The sequence below is a fragment of the Nonomuraea sp. NPDC050790 genome (assembly GCF_044456745.1).
GTDB lineage: Bacteria > Actinomycetota > Actinomycetes > Streptosporangiales > Streptosporangiaceae > Nonomuraea.
The window spans coordinates 733,161-757,262 of the sequence record NZ_JBITGF010000001.1 but is presented as its reverse complement, the minus strand read 5'-3'; the positions used below and the strand labels follow the sequence as shown (position 1 = coordinate 757,262).

19 protein-coding genes are annotated in these 24,102 nt (G+C 71.5%); 7 read left to right on the top strand and 12 right to left on the bottom strand.

Features of this window, described 5'->3' with window-relative positions; genetic code table 11:
* Nucleotides 1–6 precede the first annotated feature (6 nt).
* The 3 genes from ACIBEJ_RS03535 to ACIBEJ_RS03525 all read right to left on the bottom strand — a co-directional run bounded on the left by ACIBEJ_RS03535 (nucleotide 7) and on the right by ACIBEJ_RS03525 (nucleotide 3,725).
* The gene (locus ACIBEJ_RS03535; RefSeq protein WP_397180994.1) at nucleotides 7–1,269 is read right to left on the bottom strand and encodes a hypothetical protein; all 1,263 of its coding nucleotides are present in this window, start codon (nucleotides 1,267–1,269) and stop codon (nucleotides 7–9) included.
* A complete protein-coding gene (locus ACIBEJ_RS03530; protein WP_397180993.1) occupies nucleotides 1,266–2,300 on the bottom strand; it encodes a ThiF family adenylyltransferase in 1,035 nt (344 codons plus the stop codon). Before ACIBEJ_RS03530 ends, ACIBEJ_RS03535 begins: the two co-directional genes overlap by 4 nt.
* Before the next feature lie 795 nt (nucleotides 2,301–3,095).
* Nucleotides 3,096–3,725 (bottom strand): Lrp/AsnC family transcriptional regulator, encoded by a 630-nt coding sequence (locus ACIBEJ_RS03525; RefSeq protein ID WP_397180991.1) that lies wholly within the window; start codon nucleotides 3,723–3,725, stop codon nucleotides 3,096–3,098.
* Nucleotides 3,726–3,825: 100 nt separating this feature from the next.
* Here ACIBEJ_RS03525 and ACIBEJ_RS03520 point away from each other — a divergent pair, with 100 nt between their 5' ends.
* The 7 genes from ACIBEJ_RS03520 to ACIBEJ_RS03490 all read left to right on the top strand — a co-directional run bounded on the left by ACIBEJ_RS03520 (nucleotide 3,826) and on the right by ACIBEJ_RS03490 (nucleotide 12,792).
* Nucleotides 3,826–5,403, top strand: coding sequence for an ABC transporter substrate-binding protein (locus ACIBEJ_RS03520; RefSeq protein WP_397180990.1), 1,578 nt, complete (start codon nucleotides 3,826–3,828; stop codon nucleotides 5,401–5,403).
* Nucleotides 5,400–6,446: an ABC transporter permease gene (locus tag ACIBEJ_RS03515; RefSeq protein ID WP_397180989.1), complete on the top strand. Its 1,047-nt coding sequence runs from the start codon at nucleotides 5,400–5,402 to the stop codon at nucleotides 6,444–6,446. The genes ACIBEJ_RS03520 and ACIBEJ_RS03515 overlap by 4 nt, the downstream gene beginning before the upstream one ends.
* Nucleotides 6,443–7,312 carry an ABC transporter permease gene (locus ACIBEJ_RS03510; RefSeq protein ID WP_397180988.1) on the top strand — a complete coding sequence of 290 codons (870 nt, stop codon included), beginning with the start codon at nucleotides 6,443–6,445 and terminating at the stop codon, nucleotides 7,310–7,312. The genes ACIBEJ_RS03515 and ACIBEJ_RS03510 overlap by 4 nt, the downstream gene beginning before the upstream one ends.
* Nucleotides 7,309–8,370 carry an ATP-binding cassette domain-containing protein gene (locus tag ACIBEJ_RS03505; RefSeq protein ID WP_397180987.1) on the top strand — a complete coding sequence of 354 codons (1,062 nt, stop codon included), beginning with the start codon at nucleotides 7,309–7,311 and terminating at the stop codon, nucleotides 8,368–8,370. Before ACIBEJ_RS03510 ends, ACIBEJ_RS03505 begins: the two co-directional genes overlap by 4 nt.
* Nucleotides 8,367–9,275: an ABC transporter ATP-binding protein gene (locus ACIBEJ_RS03500; protein WP_397180986.1), complete on the top strand. Its 909-nt coding sequence runs from the start codon at nucleotides 8,367–8,369 to the stop codon at nucleotides 9,273–9,275. The genes ACIBEJ_RS03505 and ACIBEJ_RS03500 overlap by 4 nt, the downstream gene beginning before the upstream one ends.
* A gap of 482 nt (nucleotides 9,276–9,757) precedes the next feature.
* Nucleotides 9,758–10,726 (top strand): M24 family metallopeptidase, encoded by a 969-nt coding sequence (locus tag ACIBEJ_RS03495; protein ID WP_397180985.1) that lies wholly within the window; start codon nucleotides 9,758–9,760, stop codon nucleotides 10,724–10,726.
* 497 nt (nucleotides 10,727–11,223) lie between these two features.
* Complete coding sequence (locus ACIBEJ_RS03490; protein ID WP_397180984.1) at nucleotides 11,224–12,792, top strand: Na+/H+ antiporter; 1,569 nt, start codon at nucleotides 11,224–11,226, stop codon at nucleotides 12,790–12,792.
* 5 nt (nucleotides 12,793–12,797) lie between these two features.
* Here ACIBEJ_RS03490 and menC read toward each other — a convergent pair whose 3' ends face one another.
* From menC to ACIBEJ_RS03445, 9 genes are all read right to left on the bottom strand, one after another.
* The gene (gene menC / locus ACIBEJ_RS03485) at nucleotides 12,798–13,898 is read right to left on the bottom strand and encodes an o-succinylbenzoate synthase (protein ID WP_397180983.1); all 1,101 of its coding nucleotides are present in this window, start codon (nucleotides 13,896–13,898) and stop codon (nucleotides 12,798–12,800) included.
* Complete coding sequence (locus ACIBEJ_RS03480) at nucleotides 13,895–14,659, bottom strand: GNAT family N-acetyltransferase (protein ID WP_397180982.1); 765 nt, start codon at nucleotides 14,657–14,659, stop codon at nucleotides 13,895–13,897. The genes menC and ACIBEJ_RS03480 overlap by 4 nt, the downstream gene beginning before the upstream one ends.
* A gap of 588 nt (nucleotides 14,660–15,247) precedes the next feature.
* A complete protein-coding gene (locus tag ACIBEJ_RS03475) occupies nucleotides 15,248–15,934 on the bottom strand; it encodes an ABC transporter ATP-binding protein (RefSeq protein WP_397180981.1) in 687 nt (228 codons plus the stop codon).
* A complete protein-coding gene (locus tag ACIBEJ_RS03470; protein ID WP_397180980.1) occupies nucleotides 15,931–17,730 on the bottom strand; it encodes a dipeptide/oligopeptide/nickel ABC transporter permease/ATP-binding protein in 1,800 nt (599 codons plus the stop codon). Before ACIBEJ_RS03470 ends, ACIBEJ_RS03475 begins: the two co-directional genes overlap by 4 nt.
* Nucleotides 17,730–18,656 (bottom strand): ABC transporter permease, encoded by a 927-nt coding sequence (locus ACIBEJ_RS03465; protein WP_397180979.1) that lies wholly within the window; start codon nucleotides 18,654–18,656, stop codon nucleotides 17,730–17,732. The genes ACIBEJ_RS03470 and ACIBEJ_RS03465 overlap by 1 nt, the downstream gene beginning before the upstream one ends.
* On the bottom strand, nucleotides 18,657–20,231 hold the full coding sequence (locus ACIBEJ_RS03460; protein ID WP_397180978.1) for an ABC transporter substrate-binding protein: 1,575 nt from the start codon (nucleotides 20,229–20,231) through the stop codon (nucleotides 18,657–18,659).
* Nucleotides 20,232–20,334: 103 nt separating this feature from the next.
* Complete coding sequence (locus ACIBEJ_RS03455) at nucleotides 20,335–21,921, bottom strand: PucR family transcriptional regulator (protein ID WP_397180977.1); 1,587 nt, start codon at nucleotides 21,919–21,921, stop codon at nucleotides 20,335–20,337.
* A 26-nt stretch (nucleotides 21,922–21,947) separates the two neighbouring features.
* Nucleotides 21,948–22,787 carry a serine hydrolase gene (locus ACIBEJ_RS03450; RefSeq protein WP_397180976.1) on the bottom strand — a complete coding sequence of 280 codons (840 nt, stop codon included), beginning with the start codon at nucleotides 22,785–22,787 and terminating at the stop codon, nucleotides 21,948–21,950.
* On the bottom strand, nucleotides 22,780–24,102 hold the full coding sequence (locus ACIBEJ_RS03445) for a serine hydrolase domain-containing protein (protein WP_397180975.1): 1,323 nt from the start codon (nucleotides 24,100–24,102) through the stop codon (nucleotides 22,780–22,782). Before ACIBEJ_RS03445 ends, ACIBEJ_RS03450 begins: the two co-directional genes overlap by 8 nt.

Sequence of the window (24,102 nt, the reverse complement as noted above, 5' to 3'; positions counted from 1 at the left end):
GGCCGCTCATGCCTGCTGTACGGCGGAGCGGCGCCACCGGGACCAGTGCCGGTGGCCACGGACGAAGGTCACCACGAAGAGCGCCTGGATGGATCCCTCGATGAGAACCAGCAGCCCGGCATCGAGCGCGAGCAGCACCGGCCCGCCCTGGAACCCGCCGGCGATGGCGGTGATCGCGCGGACCAGGGTCGCGATCGCGATCGGCGCGGTGAACGCCGCGAACGCGGTGAGCGAGATCGTGGCGCCCGCGACCAGGAAGACGGAGTAGATCCGCGTGGAACGCCGTTCGCGCGGCGGGAGATCGACCGTGGGATCCTCGGCTGGGCACGGCCGGCGGCGCAGGCGGGCGATGGTCCGCTCGCGCAGGAAGCGGGCGTAGGCCAGGCCGTCCTCGAAGAGGTTGCGCGTGCGCAGCAGGTCGCGCAGGACGTAGTACAGGTCGGTCCGCATGTAGACCTGGAGCTGGAACGGGATGGTGAGCAGCACCGCCAGCGTCCACGCCTGGAACAGCGCCTTGGCGAGCGGCGGCAGCGCCGTGTGGGCGACCAGCAGGGTCAGGGACGCCATGAGGAACAGGTCCCACGCCATGCCCGCCAGGTAGACCCGGTACCGCGAGCGCCTGGGCGCGCCCCACACCGCCGTGACGTCGGTCTGGACGACGAGGTTGTGCAGCCGGGTGCCGAAGCCGATGCGACCCGGCACGCCGAGCGAGCGGGCCGCCGTCAGGTGCATCATCTCGTGCACGCTGATCGACACCGACACCAGCACGGTGTTGACCAGGATGGTGAGCCCGACGTACTCGCCCCAGAAGAAGTCCTCGTAGTGGGGAAGCAGGTCGGGCCGGGTGACCAGCGTGACCAGACCCGCTCCGGCGACCAGCAGCCAGAGGAGTTTCATCGGCCCGCCGAAGATCCAGCTCACGTGCCGGGCGGTCAGCCCGGGGAAGTGGCCGCCGGGTGCGCCGGCGGCGGGGTCGGGGACGGGCCGGCCGTCCACCGAGGCCACGAAGCCCAGCTCGGTCAGCGCCTCCACGAGCTCGGCGACGTCGAGCTCCACGTCCTGCTCGGCCTCGAGCCGCTGCTCCACCGCGCCGACCGGCAGGCCATCGAGCAGAAGCTTGATCGCCTCGCCGTAGGCGGCGGGCAGCTCGATGAACTCGCCGATCTCGGCCCTGCCCACCACCACGACGTCCGGATCGTCGTCGTCGGCGCGGCTGATCAGCGGGTGCAGTCCGATCCGGCTGGTCGCGGCGATCGGCACGGCGCTCATGACGGTACGGCTCCGCACGCCGCGCAGTCGTCGTAGCGCGGGATGTCGATGTAGTAGGAGTGGTCCCACAGGCTGTAGTTCCAGTGCAGGATGCGGCCCCGGACCTGCTGGGTCAGCCCGCCGAGGTGGTACATGACCTCCAGGGCGCACAGGTGGCCGCTGATGTTGGCGCTGGCCGCGATCACGGCGTTGGGCCGCTCCTCGGTCAGCGGGCGGCCGTGGGCCTTGAACTCGTGCTGGTCCTCCTGGCGCCGCAGGCACACCCAGCACCCGGTCTCCCCCGGGATCACCGACCCCACCACGGCCATCGGCCCGGTGTAGAAGCTGACGAACCACGGCGTACCGGTGCGCAGGGCCGCCTCGTTGCTCCAGAACACGATGTCCGGATGAGGCTCGTCGGCGCACAGCACGAAGACGTCGCAGGCGTCCATCAGCTTGGCGATGTCGTCGGGCCCGCCCGCCTTGGCGGTGCTGGAGGTGACGTCGACCAGGCTGTTCATCTGGCGCAGCCGCTCGACGGCCGTGTCGATCTTGGATTGGCCGATGTCCGCCTCGGTGTAGAGGAGCTGGCGGGTGAGGTTGGTCTCCTCGACGGTGTCGAAGTCCACGACATGCAGCGCCCCGATGCCGCTGGAGACCAGCCCTGCCGCCACGGCCGAGCCCGTGCCGCCGATCCCGAGCAGGCAGACCCGCGCGTCCTTGATCCTGGACTGGATCTCGTACGGCGAGCTGCGCGGAACCGGGTCGATCCACGCGAAGTAGTTCTTGGCCGGTTCGTAGCGCCTGGCCTCGCGCTCGGAGATGTTGGCGGGCAGGGGCGCTCCGGCGTCCTCGACGAAGCCGTTCCCGATCAGGCCGGAGACGACCTCGCGCACGTCGGCGTCGTCGGCCCCGGGATGCGTCCGCGCGAACGCGGCGCAGATCTCGTCGACCGTGCGCGTGCCGTCCATGAGAACGAGCAGCCGGGCTATCGAACCGTCCTCGTCATCCTGAATCTCCGAGGAAATGCCCTGCTGGACCAGGCCGATCATAATGCGGTCGCCGGGCAGGGACATCGGCTGGTGAACGCGTTTGACACGAGGGGTGCGCACAGGAACCTTTCGCAATCGCGAGAAAATGGAGAGATGGCCGGTCAGGCCTCCCTGACCGGCCAGGCGAGCCCGCTGACAATTAGCCGTTGTCACGCAGGACGGTGGTCTCCACCTTCTCGAGACGCTTGATCTCGAGCTTGACCTTCTTGGTGGCCTTCTTCTCCTCCGCCGGAATGAGCTTGTCCATGGCGCGACCTCCAGATTGTTCAGAGACTGACGGTCGATGACCTTACAAACGGCTCGGAAGTGGATGGAAGGTTGTTTTATCGCTTTCCTTAAAGCGCCTGGTCACGGGCCGTGGCAGCATAATGTCAATCCTGCCTTTTACCACCAATTCGCCCACGTCGGCCCGACTGCCGCCCCATGACCAGGATTTCCCGTATGAACTCCTCCGCGCGCGCGTCCGCCTTGAGCGGGAACTCACCGCCGTCCGCGCCGGCCTGGACGGCGACGACCTGTCGGCCCCACTCCCGCACTACGGCGACCGGGCCCTGCACGACCGGCGATCCCGGCCCCCGCCTGGACGTTATTCCCGCGCACCGTGGGCTTCTGGCAGCGCCGCCGCACCCCCGGAGACGCTCGTGCACCGGTGGCACGCCCAGAACGCCCTGAGCCTGCCGCTCCGGCGAACTGCTCCTCATGCTCTGGGGACGGCTCGATCCCGGTCAGCTCATCCGGGAGGGCGACGTGGAGGGGGGCCGGGCCGTACTGAAGGGATCGCTCGGCCCCTGAGACCTACTCCTTCTTGAGCGCGGCGCGGCCCTCGGCGGCGCCGACGAAGCGCATCTTGCCCAGCGGCACCTCGGCCGGGCTCGGGTCGGGCGCCTGGCGGCGCTGCGGGCGCGGTCCGTCGCTGGGCAGGACATAGGGCCGCTTGAGCACCTCGTCCAGGATGAACACGGTCTCGGTGGCCTTGACCGCGGGGATGCCCGCCAGCCGGTCGGTCACCAGGGTGTGCACCTCGGCCACGTCGGAGACGCGCACCTGGATCATGGCGTCGTGCTGGCCGGTGGTGATGGCGCAGTACTCCACCTCCGGCATGCGGGCCAGTTCGGCGCGGAACTGCTTCCACATCTGCTGCCGCACGGTCACGAAGATCAGCGCGGTGATGCCGAGACCGGCCCTGACGTGGTCGATCTCGGCGGTGAAGCGCTTGATGGCGCCGTCGGCGCGTAGGGCCTCGAAGCGGGTGTAGGCGTTCGCGCGGGAGATGCCCACCCGCTCGGCCAGCGCGGCGACCGAGATGCGGCCGTTCTCGCGCAGGACCTGGAGGATCTTCAAATGCGTGGCGTCCAGCTCCAGGCCGATGCCGATCCGTCCAGAGCGCGACCCGCTCTCACCTGCATTTCTAGATATTTCCGCCACTTGCACCACACTCCTCGACAAACCGTCTCACCGACGTGACACGGGCTGGACGTTCTGCCGGACAATCCACGACAACTTTCACAGAATATCTGGAGGACCCATGGCGACCCGCTCGCAGACGGCGGCTGTACTGCTCGCCGGTGCACTCGCCCTCGCCGCCTGCGGAAGCGGCGGCTCCAAGACCCCCGCCGCCGGTGGCGCCGCAGGCAAGACGCTCGTCATCGACACCTCCTTCGACCTCAAGACCGGCGACCCCGGCCGCACCTACGAGCCGACCGGCCTCATCGTCGGCAAGGCGGCCTACGAGACGCTTCTCACCTTCGACGGCGCCGACGTGACCAAGCCCGTCCCCGCGCTGGCCGAGTCGTACGAGCTGTCGCAGGACGGCAAGACGCTCACGCTCAAGCTGAAGAAGGGCCCGGTCTTCGCCGACGGCTCCCCGGTCACCGCCGACGACGTGGTCTTCTCGCTGACCCGCGTGCGCGACATGAAGGGCACCCCGTCGTTCCTGCTGGACGGCGTGGAGGTGGCCAAGGAGGACGACTCGACGATCAAGCTGACGTCGAAGGCGGCCAACCCGGCGCTGCCGTTCATCCTGCCGAACCCCGCGCTCGGGATCATCAACAGCAAGGCCGCCAAGCAGCACGGCGCCACCACCGACGCGAAGGACAAGGCGGAGCAGTACCTCAACTCGGCCTCGCTCGGCTCCGGCCCGTACACGATCGAGTCCTTCAACGTCAGCAGCCAGGTCGTCCTCAAGGCCAACGCGAAGTACTACGGGACCAAGCCCGCCTACGAGAAGGTCGTCATCCGCAACGTCGAGGCGGCCACGCAGAAGCTGAACGTCCAGCGCGGCGACAGCCAGGTGGCGCTCAACCTGTCCGGCGACCAGGTCACCGGCATGCCGAACACGCTGCAGGTCAAGAAGACCGCCTCGGCCAACGTCATCTTCCTGCTGGCCAACCAGGACTCCGCGATCAGCAAGACCACCACGAACGCCAAGTTCGTCGAGGCCGTGCGCAAGGGCGTCGACTACGCGGGGCTGCTGGAGCTGGCCGGAGAGGGCTCGACCCAGGCCCCGGGCGTGATCCCCTCGCAGTTGCTCGGCGCGCTGCCCGCCGACCAGGGCGCCAAGCGGGACGTCGAGGGCGCCAAGGCGGCGCTGGCCGCCAGCGGGCTGTCCAACCCGAGCGTCAAGCTGGAGTACCCGAGCGAGCTGACCGTCAACGGCCTGTCCTTCCAGCCGCTGGCCGAGCGCATCCAGGCCAACCTCAAGGAGGTCGGCATCACGATCGAACTGGCCCCCGCGCCGGTCGCCACCGCCCTGGACAACTACCGCAACGGCAAGGAGGAGATGGGCCTGTGGTATTGGGGTCCCGACTACCCGGACCCCAGCGACTACCTGGCCTTCCTGCCCGGCAAGACCGTCGGCCTGCGCGCCGGTTGGAAGCCCGGCGCCGCCAAGGAGATCGAGGCGGCCGGTGAGAAGGCCGCGGCGACCATCGGCGACGACGCCCGCAGGACCGTCTACCAGGACGTCCAGACCAAGCTCAACGCGGGCGGCCCGTTCGTCCCGCTGATCCAGCCGAGCCAGAACATCGTCACCGCCGCCACGGTGACCGGCCTGGAGTACCACCCGGTCTGGACCGTCGACGTGGCCGACCTCGGCGTGAAGTGAAGACCACCAGTGCACGGGCCAGGCACCCCCTGGCCCGGTTCCTGATCCGCCGGATCCTCATCGCCCTGCTGCTGGCCTGGGGCATCACGCTGGTCACGTTCGTGCTGACCAACCTGGTGCCCGGCGACCCCGTCGCCGCCAACCTGGGCCAGCGGGCGCTCGGCGACCCGGCGATCGTCGCGCAGTGGAAGGCCGAGCACGGCCTGGACAAGCCGCTGCCCGAGCAGTACCTGCTCCACCTGCAGGGGATCCTCCAGGGCGATCTGGGCACCAGCCAGCAGAGCCACCGGCCGGTCAGCGACGACCTCGCCGAGTTCGTCCCGGCGACGCTGGAGCTGGCCGGAGCGGCGATCCTGATCTCGCTGGTGCTGGGCGTGGCGTTCGGCGTGGTGGCGGCCCTGCGCCGCGATCGCCTGTCCGACCACTTGCTGCGGGTGCTGAGCCTGATCGGCATCTCGGTGCCGACGTTCTGGCTGGCGCTGCTGGCGTTCTACGTCTTCTTCTACCGGCTCCAGCTCACGCCGGGCAGCGGCCGCATCGACCCCGGCATGACCGCGCCGGGGCCGATCACCGGCCTGCACACGCTCGACGCGGCGCTGACCGGGCAGTGGGACGTCTTCGCCAGCGCCGTCGGCCACCTCATCACCCCGGCGCTGGTGCTGGCCCTGTACACGATCGGGCTGCTGACCCGCTTCACCCGCAGCGCGGTGCTGGAGGTGCTCGGCCAGGACTACGTGCGGGCCGCGCGGGCCAAGGGGCTGCCCGGCCGCACGGTTCTGTTCCGTTACGTCCTGCGCTCTGCCCTGGTGCCCATCATCACCGTGGCCGGTCTGGCGTTCGGCTCACTGTTGTCCGGCACCGTGCTGGTCGAGGCGATCTTCGCCTGGCCGGGGGTCGGGCAGTACGCGTACAAGAGCGCGACCTCCCTCGACCTGCCCGCGGTGATGGGCGTCGGCCTGGTGGTCGGCGTCGTGTACCTGGTGATCAACCTGATCGTGGACGTGCTGTACGGGATCATCGACCCTCGAGTGAGGCTGCAATGAGGCGTGATCCGCTCGCTCCCCGCAGGCGCCGCGTGCCCGAGGCGTGGCGGCAGCCGCTGGCCGTCGCCGGGGCCGTCATCGCGCTGGCCTGGCTTGTCGTCGCGCTGGCCGCGCCGTTCCTCGCTCCGCACGACCCGCTCGCGCAGGACCTTCCCCGGCTGGCCGAGCCCGGCCCCGGGCACTGGTTCGGCACCGACCAGCTCGGCCGCGACATCCTCAGCCGCGTCATGTACGGCGCCCGCGTGTCCATCCCGCTCACGCTGCTCCTGGTGGCCATGAGCGTGCTGGTCGGCGGGCTGTTGGGGGCCGCCGCCGGATATTTCGGCAGATGGGTGGGTGAGACCATCATGCGGATCGCCGACCTGGTCTTCGCCTTCCCCACGGTCATCCTGGCCATGGTCGTGGCCGCCGCGCTCGGAGCCAGCCTGACCAACGCGGTGCTGGCCGTACTCGTGGTCGCCTGGCCCGCGTACGCCCGCGTCACCCGAGGACTCGTGCTCGGCGTGCGCGAGCGGGAGTTCGTGCTCAGCGGGCGGCTGCTCGGCTTCTCCCCCTGGCACTCGCTGCGCGTGGACGTGCTCCCGAACGTGACGGGGCCCATCCTGGTGCTGGCCACGCTCGACATCGGCACCGCGCTGCTGCTCCTGTCCGGCCTCAGCTTCCTCGGCCTCGGCGCCAAGCCGCCCTCGCCCGAGTGGGGCGCGATGGTCGCCTCCGGCGTGGAGGTCTTCGACTCCTGGTGGGTGGCGACCTTCCCCGGCCTCGCCATCCTGAGCGTGGTGCTGGCCTTCAACTTCCTCGGCGACACCCTGCGCGACGCCCTCGACCCGCGCACGGCCCGCGCCATCAAGGAGCGCGCACTGTGAAGATCACCGACCTGAAGGTGGACATCCACGGACGGCAGATCCTCAAGGGCGTCTCCGTCTCCCTGCACGAGGGCCGCGTACACGGCCTGGCCGGAGAGTCCGGCTCCGGCAAGACCATGACCGGCCTGGCCGCGCTCGGCCTGCTCCCGCACGGCGCGCGCGCGACGGGCTCGATCCTCCACAACGGCCGCAACCTGCTCGAACTGCCCGCCAAAGAGCTCAACAAGGTACGCGGCGGCGAGGTCGCCATGGTCTTCCAGGACCCCGCCACCAGCCTCCACCCCATGCTGACCGTGGGCAGGCAGCTCACCGAGCACATGCGCCACCACCTCGGCCTGGGCAAGGTGGAGGCGCGCGAGCGGGCCGTCGACCTGCTCTCCAAGGTACGCATCCCCGGTGCGGCGGAGGCGTACGGTCGCTACCCGCACCAGTTCTCCGGCGGCATGCGGCAACGCATCGCCATCGCGATCGCGCTGGCCTGCTCGCCGCGCGTATTGATCGCCGACGAGCCGACGACGGCGCTGGACGTGACGGTGCAGGCGGGGATTCTGCGGTTGTTGCGGGGGTTGTGTGACGAGCTGGGGCTGGCTGTGTTGCTGGTCACGCATGATCTGGGGGTGATGTCGGCGGTGGCGGACGAGGTCAGCGTCATGAAGGACGGCCTGATCGTGGAAACGGGGCCCCGGGCCCACGTCCTGCGCACCCCCGACCATCCGTACACCCGCACCCTCCTGTCCTCCCTCCCCGACCACACCCCCCTCCCCACTCCCACCCCTACCCCCGCTTCCGCCCCTGCCCCCGACCACCCAGCCGCCCCGAGCCCCGACGCCGTTCCCAACCCCGAGCCCGGCCACCCGGGCGACCCCACGCGCAGCCCCCGCCCCGACGACCCGGTCGTTCCCGCGCCCGACCCCAACCCCGACGGCCCAGTCGCCCCCGCACCCGACCCTGGCCCCGAGCGCTCGGTTGCTCCCGAACCCGACATCGCTCCCACGCCGGACCGCGGCACCGAATCCGACCCCGCACCCGGCACCGCATCCGACGAGGAGAGGTCATGAGCCTGCTCACCATCGACGATCTGGTCGTCGAGCACCGCTCCCCCGGCCGTCCCGTCGTCCGGGCGGTCGCCGGTGCCAGCCTGACGGTGCGGGCCGGGGAGGTGGTAGGGCTCGTGGGCGAGTCGGGGTGTGGCAAGTCGACCCTGGCCAGGGCAGTATGCGGGCTGAACCCGGTGACCGAGGGCGCCATCCGCTTCGAGGGTCAGCCGGTGACGCCGCTCGGGCTGCGCCGCCGTACGATGACCGGGATTCAGATGGTCTTCCAGGACCCGTACGCCTCCCTCAACCCGCGCCGTCGCGTCGGCGACCAGATCGCGGACGGGCTCAAGGTGGCCCGCGGCAGCAAAGCCACCCCCGCCGACCTGCTCGAACGCGTGGGCCTGCCGAGGGACTTCACCGACCGCCACCCCCACGAGTTCTCCGGCGGTCAACGGCAGCGCATCGCCATCGCCCGCGCCCTGGCCGCCGAGCCCCGCCTGCTCATCGGCGACGAACCCATCTCCGCCCTGGACGCCTCTGCCCAGTCGCAGGTGGCTCGCCTCATGCGCGACCTGGCCGTGGACTCGGGCGCGGGACTGCTGTTCATCAGTCACGACCTGTCAGTGGTACGCCTGATCGCCGACCGGATCGCCGTCATGTACCTGGGCAAGATCGTGGAGATCGGCAAGACCGCCGAGGTCTGGGACAACCCCCGCCACCCCTACACCCAGGCCCTGCTGAGCGCGATCCCCCTACCCGACGGCCAGGGCACCCTGCCCGCCGAACTGCCGGGCGACGTCCCCGACCCAGCCGATCCGCCGGGAGGCTGCCGTTTCAACCCGCGCTGCCCGCACGTGATGGACATCTGCCGCACCAAGGAACCGGACTTCGGCCCGGTCGCCTGCTGGCTCCACGAGCCCACGTGACCCCCACCCCCCACCCCGGCCACCCGAACTCCAACAGTCCGGGAACCAACCACCCACGGTCTGACAGTCCACGGTCTGACGCCCCACGGCCTGACGGCCCGGAGTCCGACGGCCCGAGGTCCCGCCGCCCACGGTCTGACCGACCACGGTCGAACAGCCCGAAGTCCGACAGCCCGGCGTGCGACAGCCCAGGATCCGGCCACGCACACGCTGGCGACCCGGAATCCAACCACCTGCGGGCTGAGGGCCCCAGGGCTGACAACCCGGAGTCCGACGACCCGAGGTCCCACCGCCCGCGGTCTGACCGACCACGGTCGAACAGCCCGAAGGCCGACAGCCCGAAGTCTCACAACCCGCAGTCCGACAACCCGGGGGCCAACAACCCCGGAGCTGATCTGGTGGCTGACCCGCGGGTTTCAAGGCCCGCCGAGGGAGAGGTGGGCGGGTGTGGGCTGGCCAGGGATGGGGTCGAGGGTGGGCTGGTGGAGCGGGTGGGGGCGGTGCGGGTCGCCATGAGCGCGGCCGAGGTGGACGCGCTCGTGTTGCGGCCATCGCCCGACTTCCGGTTCCTCGGCGGCCGGGGCGAGGGGTTCCTGGTGGTCACTCGGGAGAACTATGGGGAAACTGGCGTGCCCGGGGCGCTCATACCGGCCGGGGCTCGGCGGGTTGGGGTGGATCCGGAGATGCGGGTGAGGGAGTTGTTCGGGCTGTCGGTGGATGCCGAACTTGTCCCGGCGGGAGCCGTACTGGCGCCGTTGCGGTTGGCGAAGGAGCCTCGTGAGCTGGACGCCCTTGAGTGCGCGGCCGCCGCGGCGGCCGGGGTGGTGGCGCGGGCGCGGGAGCTGCGGTGGTTCGGCGCCACCGAGCGGGACATGGCCCGCCGGCTCACGGTCGCGATGCTGGAGAGCGGCTGCGAGGAGATCCTGGGTGTTCAGGTGGCGGCGGGCGAACATACCGCCGTTCCCACGCACCGGCCCACGGACAGGGTGATCAACCCGGGCGACGCGCTCCAGGTGGCCGTGCGTGGACGGTGGGACGGCTACTGCGCCGAGGTGGCCAGGGTGTTCGCGGTGGCCGAACCACCCGAAGACTTCGACGCCCTGTACTCGGTGGTGCTCGCCGCACAAAATGCCGCCCTCGACGGCGTACGGCAGGCGCTCCCGGCCGCCGCGGTGGCCCGATCCGCCCAGTCGATGATCGAGGAGTCCGGGTACGGCCAGTTCGCCGCAGGCCATTACGGCAGAGGCGTGGGCCTGTCCGGCGACGAACCACCCCACCTGACCCCCTCCGACTCCACCCCGCTCACCCCCGGCATGGCCCTCTGCCTCGAACCGGCGGTCTACCTCCCCGACCTCTTCGGCGCCCGCCTCGCCGACGTGGCCATCTGCACCGGATCCACCCCCCGCCGCCTGACCGCCCCGCCCCCCACCCTCCCCGTGCTCGACCGCTAACCCCAACCGCCCACTCACTCACAAACCTCGTCCGCCCAACCTCAGCCGACAGACCTCAGCTGACAAAGCTCGATCGCCCATAACCGGGTGACAGACCTCCGCTGACAAAATTTGACCGCCCATACCCGTCCGCCCAAACTTGCCCGTCCCACCCCGTCCGGCCCGAACTTGTCCGGCCAAAGCCCATCCGGCCAGCGCTCGTCCGGCCACCCCGTCCGGCCAGAGTTCATCCGGGTCCAACTCGGCTGACCAAGGTCGGCTGACATAGTGCCGCTGACAAAATTTGACCGCCCATACTCGTCCGCCCAAACTTGCCCGTCCCACCCCGTCCGGCCAGAGCTCGTCCGGATCCAACGCGGCTGATCAAGGTCGGCTGACAAGGCTCGGCGGACGAGACCCGGCCGCCGCTGCGCGGTTATCGCGACTCGGTCGACCGGCAGCGGGGCAAGCGGCGGTGGGTGTGGCACGCTGGTTGGCGGCGATCATCGGGGGGTGTCGTGGGTCAGTTTGTGCTGCTCATGCTCGTGTTGCTCGGCGCGCTGGTCACCGTGCCGCTCGGCGACCGGCTGGGGTTGCCGGCCCCGGTGCTCATGACGCTGTACGGCATCCTGCTGGCGGTGCTGCCGTTCGTGCCGAACGTGGACATCCCGCCCGAGGTCGTGCTGCCGGCGCTGCTGCCCCCGCTGTTGTACGCGGCGGCCAGCCGTACCTCGTGGCGGCAGTTCGCGGCCAGTTGGCGGTCGATCTTCCTGCTGGCCGTGGCGCTGGTGTTCGTGACCACGGCGGCGGTCGCGGGGGTGGCCCACGCGCTGGTGCCCGGACTGTCGCTGGCCGCGGCGGCGGCGCTCGGCGCGCTGGTGGCGCCGCCCGACCCGGTCGCGGCCACCAGCGTCGCGGGTTCGCTCGGGCTGCCCAGGCGGATGGTGTCGCTGCTGGAGGGCGAGGGGCTGTTCAACGACGTGACCGCCATCGTGCTCTACCACGTGGCGATCGCGGCGGCGCTGACCGGCAGCTTCTCGTGGCCGGGGGCGGCGGGCGAGCTGGTGCTGTCGGCGGTGGTGGCGGTCGTGGTCGGGTTCGGGGTGGGCTGGGTGGCGGCCCGGCTGGACGGGCTGCTGGGCGACCCGACGTTGCAGATCGGGCTGACGGTGCTGGTGCCGTACACCAGTTATGTGCTGGCCGACCAGCTTCTCGGCTCGGGGGTGCTGGCGGTGCTGACCACCGCCTTCTACCTGCGGGAGAAGACCAGCGACGCCGACGACTCGGTCGGCCGCCTCAGCAGCGCGGCGTTCTGGCAGGTCGTGGACACGCTGGTGACCGGCGTGGCGTTCGGGCTGATCGGGCTGGAGCTGCACAACGTGCTCGGCACCGTCACCAGCCGCTTCGGGGAGGTGATGCTGTGGAGCCTGGCCGTGGTCGCGGTGGTCGTGGGGGTGCGGCTGCTGTGGCTGCTGCCGTCGGCCGCGCTGGCCAGGCGCCTGCGCCGGGCGGGCGGCGACGACTCCGAGACGCCGATGAGCTGGCGCGAGACGGTCGTGATGTGGTGGGCGGGCATGCGCGGCGTCGCCTCGGTGGCGCTCGCGCTGGCCATCCCGCTGGAGGTGCCGCAGCGTGACGTGCTGGTGTTCGTCGCGTTCGCGGTCATCCTGGCCACGCTGCTGGTGCAGGGTCTCACCCTGCCCTGGGTGGTACGCGTGCTCGGCGTCACCTCCGACACCGAGGCGGAACGCGCCTTCGAACGCCGGCTCGCCAAGCAGGCCGCGGGCGCGGCCAGGCAGCGGCTGCGCGAGCTCGTCGACACCGGGCAGGTGCCCGACGACATGGTGGAGGTCCTCACGCGCCGCCTGTCCGATCTCGCGGTACGGCTCAGCCCCGAACTGGCCGACGAGGAACGCCGCGAGGCGTTCGGCCAGCGGCTCGAACGCCTCAAGGTGGTCAGGAAGGTCAACGACGAGATGATGTCGGCCGCCCGCCGCGCCGTACTGGACGCGCAACGCGAGCCGGGCGCCGACCCGCAGGTGATCTCGCGCGTCCTGCGCCAGCTCGACCTGCGCAACCTGAGCTAGCCGAGCTAGAGGGTGATCCACTCGGTGGCGGTGGTGACCTCGTCGAGGATCTCCTGGATCGGCTCGACGCCGAGGCCGGGACCGGCGGGGACGTCGAGGTGGCCGTCGCGCAGTTCGAACGGCTCGGTGATGTCGGTGGCGTAGTAGCGGCGCGAGCCCGAGGTGTCGCCGGGCAGCGTGAAGCCGGGCAGCGCGGCCAGCGCCACGTTGGCGGCCCGGCCGAGGCCCGTCTCCAGCATGCCGCCGCACCACACCGCGACCCCGTGCGCCCGGCACAGGTCGTGGATGCGGCGGGCCTCCAGGTAGCCGCCGATGCGGCCGGGCTTGATGTTGACGATGGAGCAGGAGCCGAGCGCGATCGCGGCTGCCGCGTGCTCGGCGGACTCGATGGACTCATCCAGGCAGATCGGGGTCTTGAGCTGCTTGGCGAGCTGGGCGTGCTGGACGAAGTCGTCGTTGGCCAGCGGCTGCTCGATGAGCAGCAGGCCGAAGTCGTCCAGTTTGGCGAGCTGGCGGGCGTCCACGAGCGTGTAGGCGGCGTTGGCGTCCACCTGGAGGAGCACGTCGTCGCCGAAGCGCTCGCGCACCTCGCGCACCGGCTCGACGTCCCAGCCGGGCTCGATCTTCAGCTTGATCCGGACGTAGCCCTCGTCCAGGTAGCCCTCGACGGCCTCCAGCAGTTCGGGGATCGAGTCCATGATGCCGACGGAGACGCCGCACGGCACCCGGTCGCGTTCGGCGCCGAGGAAGCGGCCGAACGACTCGCCGGCCGCGCGGAGCTGGGCGTCCAGCACGGCGGTCTCCACGGCCGCCTTGGCCATGCGGTGGCCCTTGATCGGCTCCAGGGCTCGGCCCACGCCGTACGCGTCGACCTCGGCGGGCAGCGAGGGCAGCAGGAACCGCTTGATCACCTCCGCCGCGCCGTCGACGAACTCGGAGGAGTAGAGCGGCTCCGACATGGCCACGCACTCGCCCCAGCCCTCGGCGTCCGGCGTCACCACACGCACGAGCAGCACGTCGCGCGAGGTCTCGGTGCCGAACGAGGTGCGGAACGGCGCCACCAGGGGCATCGCGATCCTGCGCAGCTCTACTCCAGTGATTTTCACGCCTTCTCCACTACGTAGTACTTCTTGTCATGAAATCCGGTGACTTTCCGGCCTTCGGCAAGCATGCCGCCCAACACGTCACGTACGGCGTGCCGCCATGCCTTGGCCGTTCCCGGATCAACGCCGCGCAACCCCTCCACGTCGGCGGGGATCGCCACCAGCGCCACCGGCGCGTCGGCCTCGCCCGGCACCGGCCGGCCGCCGTCGTTGCGCAGGGCCACCGCCGTCTCCGGGGGAAGCTCCATCCGGTACGGCTCCCGCCGTACCGCGGCCTCGACGTGCGGCGCGGTCAGCTCCCAGACGGCGAGCACCCGGTCGGACTCGTCCCCCTGGTTGATCGCGTCCTCCATGACCCCGTAGAAGCTGGGCAGGTACTCCTGCGGCCTGGCTCCCAGCTTGGCGAGGTTGAAGTGCGCGTTGCGGCGCACCAGGGGGTCGTAGGTCCAGGAGATGCGCTCCAGCCCGCGCTCCAGCGCCCAGCGGCGCTGGTGCATCTTGAGCTCGAACCCGATGCCGCGCCCGACGGCCGCTCCGGTGATGTGCGAGTGCAGCGTGCCGCCCGCGGCCATGAAGCCCACCGACGCGCCGACCAGCGTGGGGCCGTCGTAGGCGCCGGTGATGTAGTTGCCGGCGTGCGAGAAGGCCCGCATCAGCTCGACCGAGATCGGCTCGCCGCCCGGGTCGAAATGCCAGATGTCGCCGAACAGCGCGTGGACCTCTTCCAGGTCCGCGATCTCGTGAAGCTCTCTGATCGCGATCACGCATGCCCTCCGAGTCGTCCGTTGTCACGGCGACGGTAAACCATGGCGAGGACGCCTCGATTCGTGCCAATCCACCAAGCACTCCGGGACCCTTGGTGCTCTTGCCCAATCCGCCCGATGCACCTCGGACGGCGGCACACTGGAACATCGGCATCTCCGTGACGTCCCTGGTCACCGCGCTCGGCGGCCGCGCATGACCGAACCGCGTGCCGGGATGCCGAGGTGCCGCCCCGGTGGTCGCGCGCAGGCCAAGGTGACGCGCCGGGCAGGAAGGGCGCATGGCCGATGGTGGCGGGCCGGGCAGGGAAGCGCGCATGGCCGAAGGCCGCGGGCCGGGCAGGGAAGCGCGCATGGCCGAAGGCGGCGGGCCGGGCCGATGAGGGCGTGCCGGAGCCCGGGAAGGGCCGGGCACGAAGCGCGTGGCCGGGGTGACATGCCGGGCAGCCAAAGCGCGCGTCGCCGGTGGTGGGTGACGCGCCAGGACGGTGGTGAGCCGCGCCGGTGAGGGCGTGCCGGGGTGGTGGCGCGCCAGGACGGTGGCGGCGTGTGGGTGGGCTCCGGGGGCGGGTGGGGCCGCCGGAGCCGCTCTCAGTGTTGCAGGCGGGGGACGGCCTCCAGCAGGGTGCGGGTGTAGTCGTGCTCAGGACTGCCCACCACGGCCTCGGTCGGCCCGTGCTCCACGATGCGGCCCCGGTGCATGACCGCGACCGTGTCGCAGACGTACCGGACCACGGCGAGGTTGTGGGAGATGAACAGGATCGACAGCCCCAGCGTGTCGCGCAGCGAGCGGATGAGGTTGAGCACGGCGCCCTGGACCGAGACGTCCAGGGCGCTGGTGATCTCGTCGGCGACCAGCAGGTCGGGCCGGGCGCCGAGCGCGCGGGCGATGGCCACGCGCTGGCGCATCCCGCCCGACAGCTCGCGCGGGTAGCGGGCGGCGAGGTCGGCGGACAGGGAGACGAGGCCGAGCAGGCGGCTCACCTCCTCGGCGCGGGCCGCCCTGGGCAGTTCCAGCAGGCCCTCGGCCACCGACTCGCCGACCTTCATGCGGGGGTCGAGGGAGGCGTAGGGGTCCTGGAAGACCATCTGGACGCGGGAGGCACCGGTGATGCTCCCGGAGTACCGCACGAGCCCGCTGACCGCCTTGGCCAGCGACGACTTGCCGGAGCCCGACTCCCCCACGAGCCCGACGATGCCGCCGGGCGGCACCTCCAGGCTCACGGAGTCGACCGCGGTGAACGACCCGAATCGCACCGTCACGTCAGTAAATTTCATGAAACCTCCCAGCAGGCCACCCGGTGCGCGATGCCGTACTCGGTCACCGGCGGCAACGTCGTCGAGCACCGCTCGGTCGCCAGCGCGCACCGCCCCGCGAACGCGCACCCCGCCCCCACCAGCGCGGGCGCCGGCTGCGTGCCGGGGATGCTGGCCAGCGGCAGCGAGCGGTCGGTCTCCATGTCGGGCAGCGAGTCCACCAGGGCCTTGGTGTACGGATGCGCCGCCCCCTTGGCCAGCGAGGTCACGGGCAGTTCCTCGACCACGCGCCCCGCGTACATGACCACGACCCGGTCGCACAGCTCCCCCACGACCGCGATGTCGTGCGAGATGAACAGCGCCGCCGCCCCGCTCCCGTCGACCACCTCGCGCAGGAGCTTGAGGATCTGCCGCTGCACGGTGACGTCGAGCGCGGTCGTCGGCTCGTCGGCGATGATCAGCTTGGGCATGGCCATGAGCCCCATCGCGATCACCGCGCGCTGGCGCATGCCGCCGGACAGCTCGTGCGGATGGCGTCTGGCCTGCTTCTCCGGATCAGGCAGGTGAACGTGGCCGAGCCGGTCCACGGCCCGCCGCGCGGCCTCGGCGCGGGTGGCGCCCTGGTGCACGAGCGCCACCTCGGCCAGTTGCCCGCCGACGCGCAGCGCCGGGTTGAGCGAGGCCATCGGGTCCTGGAAGACCATGGCGAGGCTCGTGCCGAGCTCCTTCTGGCTGAGCTCGGCGGTCTCGCGCCCGTCCAGGCGCAGCGCGGCGTGCGTGACCGTGCCCGGATAGGGCACCAGGCCGCCGATCGCCGCCGCGGTCAGGCTCTTGCCGCTGCCGGACTCGCCGACGATGCCGACGATCTCGCCGGGCCGTACCGTCAAGGAGACGCCGCGCACGGGGGTGACGCCGCCGGGGAAGGTGACGGTCAGGTCCCGTACCTCCAGCACGGCCTCGGGGTCGGGCGCGCCCGCGGGCTCGGGCGCGGCGAGGTCCTCCTTCCTCGCCGGTACGGCGGTGCGCGCCGCCCGCTTGGCCAGCGTGTCGCCCAGCAGGTTGAACCCGATCCCGGCCAGCGCGACCGCCACCGCGGGCCCGATCGCCACCTCGGGCGTGACGTAGATGCGGGCGAACCCGTCGAACAGCAGCCGGCCCCAGTCGAAGTCCGGCGGCTGCACGCCCAGCCCGAGGAAGGACATGCCGGCCAGGCCCAGCAGCGCGCCGCCGAGCGCCTGGGCGAGGTTGAGGATGAGCGGCTCGGCGATGTTGGGCAGCACGTGCCTGCCCAGCACGCGCCGGCGCGGGACGCCGAGCATGCGGGCGGCCAGCACGTAGTCGGCCCCGGCGACGGAGGCGGCCAGCGTCTGGGTGAGCCGCGCGAAGCCCGGCGCGATGGCCACGCCGATGCCGAGGACGGCGCCGCGCGCCCCCATGCCGGACACGACGGCGGTGAACATGGCCAGCAGCAGCCCGGGGAAGGCGACCAGCGCGTTGACGGTGCCGGTGACCAGGCGGGCGCCGCGCCGCGGCAGCACCGACGGCAGCGCGCCGAGCACGATGCCGATGACCGCGCCGATGAGCGTCGCGGCCAGGGCCAGCGCCAGCGAGTAGCGCCCGGCCACGAGCACGCGGGCCAGCAGGTCGCGGCCCAGGTTGTCGGTGCCGAGCGGGTGGGCGGCGGAGGCGCCCTGGAGGATGGCGCCGGCGTCGATCTTCTCCGCGGCCTCGCCCCAGATCGGCGGGCCGATGATCGCCAGCACCACCATGAGGGTGACCAGCACCGCCGAGACGACGGCGGCGGGAGTGCGCGGCATCAGGTCTCCTTGATGGAGGAGGTCGGGTCGAGCTTGCCGAGGACCAGGTCGACGGCGAAGTTGACGACCAGGACGATGGCGCCGTAGACGAGGATCACGCCCTGGGCCACGGGATAGTCCTTCTGGGTGATCGACTCGACGATCTTCATGCCGAGGCCGGGCCAGGCGAAGACGTACTCCACCAGGACGCTTCCCGCGATCAGCGCGGTGAGCAGCAGGCCGCCGATGGTGAGGGTGGCGGTGAGCGTGTTCGGCAGCACGTGGCGCAGGTAGAGGCGGGCGGCGGGCAGGCGTTTGGCGCGGGCCAGCCGTACGTAGTCGGTGCCGAGCTCGCGCAGCGTCTCCACGCGGGAGATGCGGGAGATCATCGCGATCGGGCCGATCGCGAGCGCGAGGATGGGCAGCACGTACGAGGAGGGGCCCGACTTGCCCGCGGGCGGGAACAGGCCGAGTCCGATGGCGAAGACGGTGACCAGGCCGATGGCGTAGAGGAACTCCGGCACGGCCACGGCGGTGCCGGTGACCGAGGTGAAGGTGGCCTCGGTGCCGCGGTTGCGGCCGTTCTCGGTCCTGATGGCGGCCCACATGCCGATGGGCACGGCCGCGAGCATCGCGACGACCGTGGCCAGCAGCGCCAGTCCGAGCGTGTTGGGCAGCCGGGTGACGATCACCTGGGCGACGGGCTCGCCGGTCAGGAAGGAGACGCCCATGTTGCCGGAGAACAGGTTCGCGACGTAGGTGGTGAACTGCTCCAGCAGCGGGCGGTCCAGCCCTAGCGCGGCCGTCCTGGCCTGCACCAGCTCGATCGGGGCGGCGGGGCCCAGCGAGGCGCGTACCGGGTCGCCGGGGATGAGGTGGATCATCGCGAACGACGCCACCAGCAGCACCCCCAGCGACACGACGAAGCGCACCAGATGCCGCAGCACTCAGCCTCCTTCGGTCAGGCGGATCGACACGGGGTCGATGACGGTGGCGGTCATCTCGAACGTCGCGCCCTTGGCGGCCATCAGCACGGTGTTCTCCACGACCGGGACCAGGTCGGAGTTGTCGAACAGCGCGGACTCGGCCTGCAGCCAGAGCTTGCAGCCCTCCTCGCCCGGCTTGAGCTTGGCCTCGGCGATCAGCTCGGAGTAGCGGGCGTTGTCCAGGTGGGCGAAGTTGGCGCCCTTGGGCGCGGCGGGGCCGGACAGGAAGCCTTCGAGCTGCGAGGGCAGCAGGACGCCGATGGGCAGCCAGACCACGTCCCAGTCCTGGGTGGCGTTGAGCGACTCCGAGATCTTGGTGTCGAGCACGCCGTTGAGCTTGACCTCGGCGCCGGCGGCCTTCCAGGCGGCGGCCACGTACTCGGCGGCGGCCTGGACTCCGGCGCCCCTGGTGGTGGCGTAGAGGTAGCGCAGCGTGAGCCGCTTGCCGTCCTTGACCCGGACGCCGTCGGGGCCGGGCTTCCAGCCCGCGGCCTCCAGCCCCGCGGCGGCCGCGGCGGCGTCGAAGGCGGGCACGTGCCCGGTGACGGTGTCGCCCTTGCACGGCCGGGGTTCCGTGACCAGGCCGGTGGCGGGCCGGCCGGTCCCGCTGGAGGCGATCCCGCCCAGTTCCTTGAGGTTGAGCGCCTGGGTGAGCGCCTTGCGCACGGCGGGGTCCTTGGTGGGCCGGTCCTCGCCCTGATGGTAGAAGAACTGGCCGTTGCCGGCCATCGGGGTCTTCTTGATCAGACCGGGCGTGGCCTCCAGGCGGGTGCGGTCGGGGCCGTAGAAGATGGCGGCGTTGATGCCGCCGGAGATCAGCAGGTTGGCGGAGGTCTGCTCGTTCGGCACGACCTTGAGCACGAGTGTGTCGGGCATGCCCTGGGTGCTCGCGCCGCCGGGCGCCCACGCGTAGTCCTTGCGGCGGGTGAAGGTGTAGTGGTCGCCCGGCATCGCCTCGCTCAGCACGTACGGGCCGCTGCCCGAGGTGGCGCGGGCGATGATCGAGCGGTCCTTGACCGCCTTGCCGCAGACGATGTACAGGTCACGGGCGCTCTCCAGGATGAAGGAGAACGGCTTGGGCGTCGTGAACGTCACCGTGCCCGCGGCGTCGTCGGCGGTGGCCTTCATCCCGGCAGGGAGGAGCACGCCGTAGATGGGCGACTTGGTGGCCGGGTCGGCGATGTGGTTGACGTTCTGGGCCACGTCGGCGGGGGTGAGCTTGGCGCCGTCGGAGCAGGTGACGTCCTTGCGCAGCGTGAACGTGACCGAGTCCGGCTTGACCTCCCACTTCTCGGCGAGGCCCGGAACGGTGTTCCCGTCGCGGCCGGTGGTGACCAGCGTGTCATAGGCGAACCCGAGCACGGTGTTGGTGACGTTCAGGACGGCCGTCGCGGGGTCGAGCACGCCGGGGTCGGCGGGGATGGCGTAGGTGAAGGTGCCGCCGGCGACGGGCCGGCCGGAGGGCGCTTGGGCCGCTCCGCCGCCGCACGCGGAGGCGAACATGGCCACGCAGGCGAGCGCCGCGACTTTCTTCATACGGGACTCCGAGTCAGCGGTGTGGGGGGTTGGTCACCCACCTTCGTCGCTGCCCGGCGCGGCTTCTTCGTGCCGTGTGACGAAAACTACAGCGGCCCTAGTCCTAGCCGCCGAAGATCCTCATCTGGAGCATCACGGTGAGCCGGGCGTCGGGGTCGGCCAGGTCGAGGCCGCTGATCTCCACCAGCCGCTTGAGCCGGTAGCGGAAGGTGTTGGCGTGCACGTGGACCTGGGCGCTGGCCAGGTTGACGTCGCCGAAGGCGTCGAGGTAGGCGCGCAGGGTGGCCACGAGGTCGCTGCCGTGCTCGGCGTCGTGCTCCAGCAGCCGCTGGTACGGCCCGGTGGGCGTCTGTTCCTCCGCCGTCACCACGTCGGCCACCTGCATGAGCAGCGACTCGAAGTGCACGGTGGTGTAGCCGGCCGCCTGGCCGGAGGTGGCGCGGGCGCGCAGCACGCGCAGGGCCCGGTCGGCGTCGGCGCGCGACCTGGCCACCTGGGCGAGGTTGGCGGCCAGCCGGCCGACGCCGACGTTGGCCTCGTAGCGCGGGCCGACCCGCGACAGGAAGCTCTGGGCGACCCGGACGGCCCGCTCCTCCTCCTCGCCGCCGGGGCTGAGCGGCAGCACCGCGTAGGCGACCGAGCCGACCAGCGCGGCGGCGGCCCGCGGGTGGATGGCGCCCACGTGCAGGGCGAAGGCGTCGCAGAAGCGCTGGCGGTCGCTCTCGCCGCGCGCGGGGTCGGCGTCGGTCAGGTCGGTGAGCTGGGCGGCCAGCACGCACAACCGTTCCGTGGCGACGCCCAGCCGGCCCGCCGCCTCGGCCGCGTCGGCGCCGCCGGCGAGCACGGTCGACAGCAGGTCGGCGCGCAGCCGCCGCTGGGTGTCGGCGCCGGCCCGCTGGCGCAGCAGTTGCAGCGCGACGATCTTCGCGGCGTCGGCGAAGGCGCGCTGGCGCTGTTCGCTGAGCGGTTCGCGCACCGCCGCCCAGATCGAGCCGAGGATCTCGTCGCCCGACCGTACGGCGACCGCCGTCCTGTTGATGCTGGACCCGTCGTCCAGCTCGATGTAGACCGGCTCGCGGCTCTGGTAGAGCCGTTTGAAGAAGCCGCGCTCGTCGAGCATGCGCTGGTAGCGCTCGGGCACCTGGAGGCCGAGCACGGTCTCGACGCGGCCGGGGTCGGCCTCGTCCTGCCGCCCGGAGTAGGCCAGCACCCGCGAGGAGCGGTCCTCGATGGTGACCGGGGCGTCGAGCAGCGCGCAGACCGCGTTGGCCAGCGCGAACAGGTCGCCCTGCGGCTCCTCGCCCGGCTCGTCGAGGTCGCCCTCGGCCAGCAGGGAGCGCAGCAGCGCCGCCACCTGCGACCAGGACGCCGCCCTGGTCAGCCCGAGCACGGCGATCCCGGTCTCCAGTACGGCCGCGCGTACCTGCTCGTCCACCTCGACCGGGACCTTGACCACGATCGCCGCGGCGGTGCGCGCCCGGTGGAGCAGGTCGGTGATGTCGCCGGCGGCGTGGACGCCCACGGCCAGCAGGATGCCGCCCGGCGGGACGAGCAGTTCGTCGAGCGGGTCGTAGATGTGCACGCCGGTGACCTCGGTGCCGAGGTCGCCCGGCGAGGCGGCCACACCCATCACGGTCGTGCCGAGGTCGAGCAGGATGCGACCGAGGCTGGCGAGCGGGCGGTCGATCACCCGCTCACCATACGTCACCTCGGACATCACACTCGCAACCGGTCCACCGCGACCCGTGCCGCGCGGCCGATGGCGGCGTCGGCGGCCGGGTCGCGCAGGCCGAGCCCGACGGTGCGCAGGAAGACCGCGACGGCGTAGCGGCGGCCGTCGGGGAACTCCACCACGCCCGCCTCGTTGCGCACGCCCCAGAGCGTGCCGGTCTTGCCGGAGACCTTGACCTCGCCGCCGAAGCCGGAGCTGAGCCGGTGCGGCCACACCTGGTTGCCCATGATGCGCCGCACCTCCTCGCAGGCCGTCGCGGGACCGGCCTCGTCGCGCCAGATCAGGCTGAGCAGCGTGGTGATCTCGCGTGGCGTGCTGGAGGTCGTCCGCTCGGGGTCGCGCACGGCCAGCGGCCTGATCTGCTCCTCGGTCAGCTTCTCCAGGTCCACCGGACCAAGCTCCTGCCTGACCTGGTCGAACAGGTCGGCGCAGCCGCCCACGAGCCGGGTGCGCGGCAGGCCCAGCGACGCGAGCGTGGCGTGCACCCGATCCAGCCCCACGCGGCGCAGCAGCACGTCGGTGGCGGCGTTGTCGCTCATGGTCATCATGAAGTGGGCCAGGTCGCGCAGCGTCAGCGAGACGTCGTCGGCGCAGCCCGAGGTGCCGATGCCGCCGTCCTTGTCGGCCACGCTGACGGTGCGGCGCTCGGTGCGCTCCAGCTCACCGGCCGCGGCCTGAAGGGCGTACTCCAGCACGATCGGGATCTTGAACACCGAGGCCAGCACCACGGGGTCGTCGGCCCCGAAGGCCACCTCGGCCTCGCCGTCCACCTCCCGCGCGTGGACGAACCCGATCGCGCCGGCGGCGTCGAAGATCTCACGCACGCGGGACCGCCCGGCTGTTGTGCAGGTAGGCGGCGGTGCCGTCGCGCATCACGAACGTGACGGTGGCGTGCATCCCGCCGTCGGCCTCGGCGGCGACGAAGTGGTCGTCGCTCAGGTGGACGTAGCGGGTGGTCTTGCGGGTGGCGCCCATGCTCGCCATGAAGTCGCCGGGGATCTCGGTGATGTCCAGGCCGCCGCCGGCTCCGGCGACCTCCAGCGACAGCACCGGCCCGGTGTAGGTCCCGGCGTACGGCGCGGCGTCCACGGCGGCCGGCTCGGCCGGGGGAAGCGGCAGTCCCGGCACGTCGAGCCCGGTCGTCTCGCGCAGCACCGGAAGCACCACGTCCTCGAGGAGGCCGGCCAAGGCGCCGCCGTTCGCGCTCATCGCGAGCACGACGTCGCTGCCCGGCACGATCCGCCAGAGCGTGCTCTGCCCGGGGGTGCCGCCGTCGTGGCCGAAGGCGCCCCAGTCGAACAGCTCGAAGCCGAGGCCCCACGCGGTGGCCAGCAGCCCCGGCACGGTCGGCACCGAGATCTGGGGCCGGCGCATCTCGGCCAGGGTCTGCTCCTCCAGCACGCGGGTGCCGTCCTCGGCCACACCGCCGGCCAGGACCATGCGGCCGAAGCGGACCAGCTCGCGCGGGGCCAGGCACATGGTGGACCCGGCCGGGCCGTTCGAGCGCGGCAACTGCCACTTGGGGTAGACGACCTGGTCGGGACCGATGTGCCCGGCCGAGGCGCGGAACAGCACGGCCTCCTCGCCGAGCAGCGCCGTCTGGGTGGCGCCGAGCGGCTTGAACAGGTGCTCGGCCATCGCCTCCTCCCACGTGGTGCCGCGCAGCCTGGCCACGATCGCGCCGAGCACCGCGAACCCGGAGTTGCAGTAGGAGAACAGCGCGCCGGGATCGTGCACCTTCGTGGTGCCGTGCAGGTAGGTGACGTACTTGTCGAGGCAGTCGTCGCCGCGGCCGGTGTCCTCGAACAGGTCGCCGTCGAAGCCGCCGGTGTGCGTCAGCAGGTGCCGCACGGTGATCTCGGCCTCGTAGGCGAGGCCGAACTCGGGCAGGTAGTCGGTGACCGGCCGGTCGAGCTCGACCTTGCCCTCCTCGACGAGCTGCATGATCAGGGCCGCGGTCCACACCTTGGTCGTGGAGCCGACCTGGAAGACGCTGTCGGGCGTGGTCTCCACGCCGGTGTTCTTGTTGACGACGCCGGTGGCGGCCTCGTGCAGCTCGCCGCCCGCCCAGACCGCGATCGCGGCGCCGGGCACGCCGTGCTTGGCCGCCGCCTCGTCCAGACGCTTCTGCAGGTCCAT

What these genes read in the sequence shown, in the direction of transcription:
- ACIBEJ_RS03520 (WP_397180990.1), top strand. Translation starts at nt 3,826, where the DNA reads ATGGCGACCCGCTCGCAGACGGCGGCTGTACTGCTCGCCGGTGCACTC.
- ACIBEJ_RS03445 (WP_397180975.1), bottom strand. Translation starts at nt 24,102, where the DNA reads ATGGACCTGCAGAAGCGTCTGGACGAGGCGGCGGCCAAGCACGGCGTG.
- ACIBEJ_RS03460 (WP_397180978.1), bottom strand. Translation starts at nt 20,231, where the DNA reads ATGAAGAAAGTCGCGGCGCTCGCCTGCGTGGCCATGTTCGCCTCCGCG.
- ACIBEJ_RS03510 (WP_397180988.1), top strand. Translation starts at nt 6,443, where the DNA reads ATGAGGCGTGATCCGCTCGCTCCCCGCAGGCGCCGCGTGCCCGAGGCG.
- ACIBEJ_RS03535 (WP_397180994.1), bottom strand. Translation starts at nt 1,269, where the DNA reads ATGAGCGCCGTGCCGATCGCCGCGACCAGCCGGATCGGACTGCACCCG.
- ACIBEJ_RS03475 (WP_397180981.1), bottom strand. Translation starts at nt 15,934, where the DNA reads ATGAAATTTACTGACGTGACGGTGCGATTCGGGTCGTTCACCGCGGTC.
- ACIBEJ_RS03500 (WP_397180986.1), top strand. Translation starts at nt 8,367, where the DNA reads ATGAGCCTGCTCACCATCGACGATCTGGTCGTCGAGCACCGCTCCCCC.
- ACIBEJ_RS03530 (WP_397180993.1), bottom strand. Translation starts at nt 2,300, where the DNA reads ATGATCGGCCTGGTCCAGCAGGGCATTTCCTCGGAGATTCAGGATGAC.
- ACIBEJ_RS03470 (WP_397180980.1), bottom strand. Translation starts at nt 17,730, where the DNA reads ATGCCGCGCACTCCCGCCGCCGTCGTCTCGGCGGTGCTGGTCACCCTC.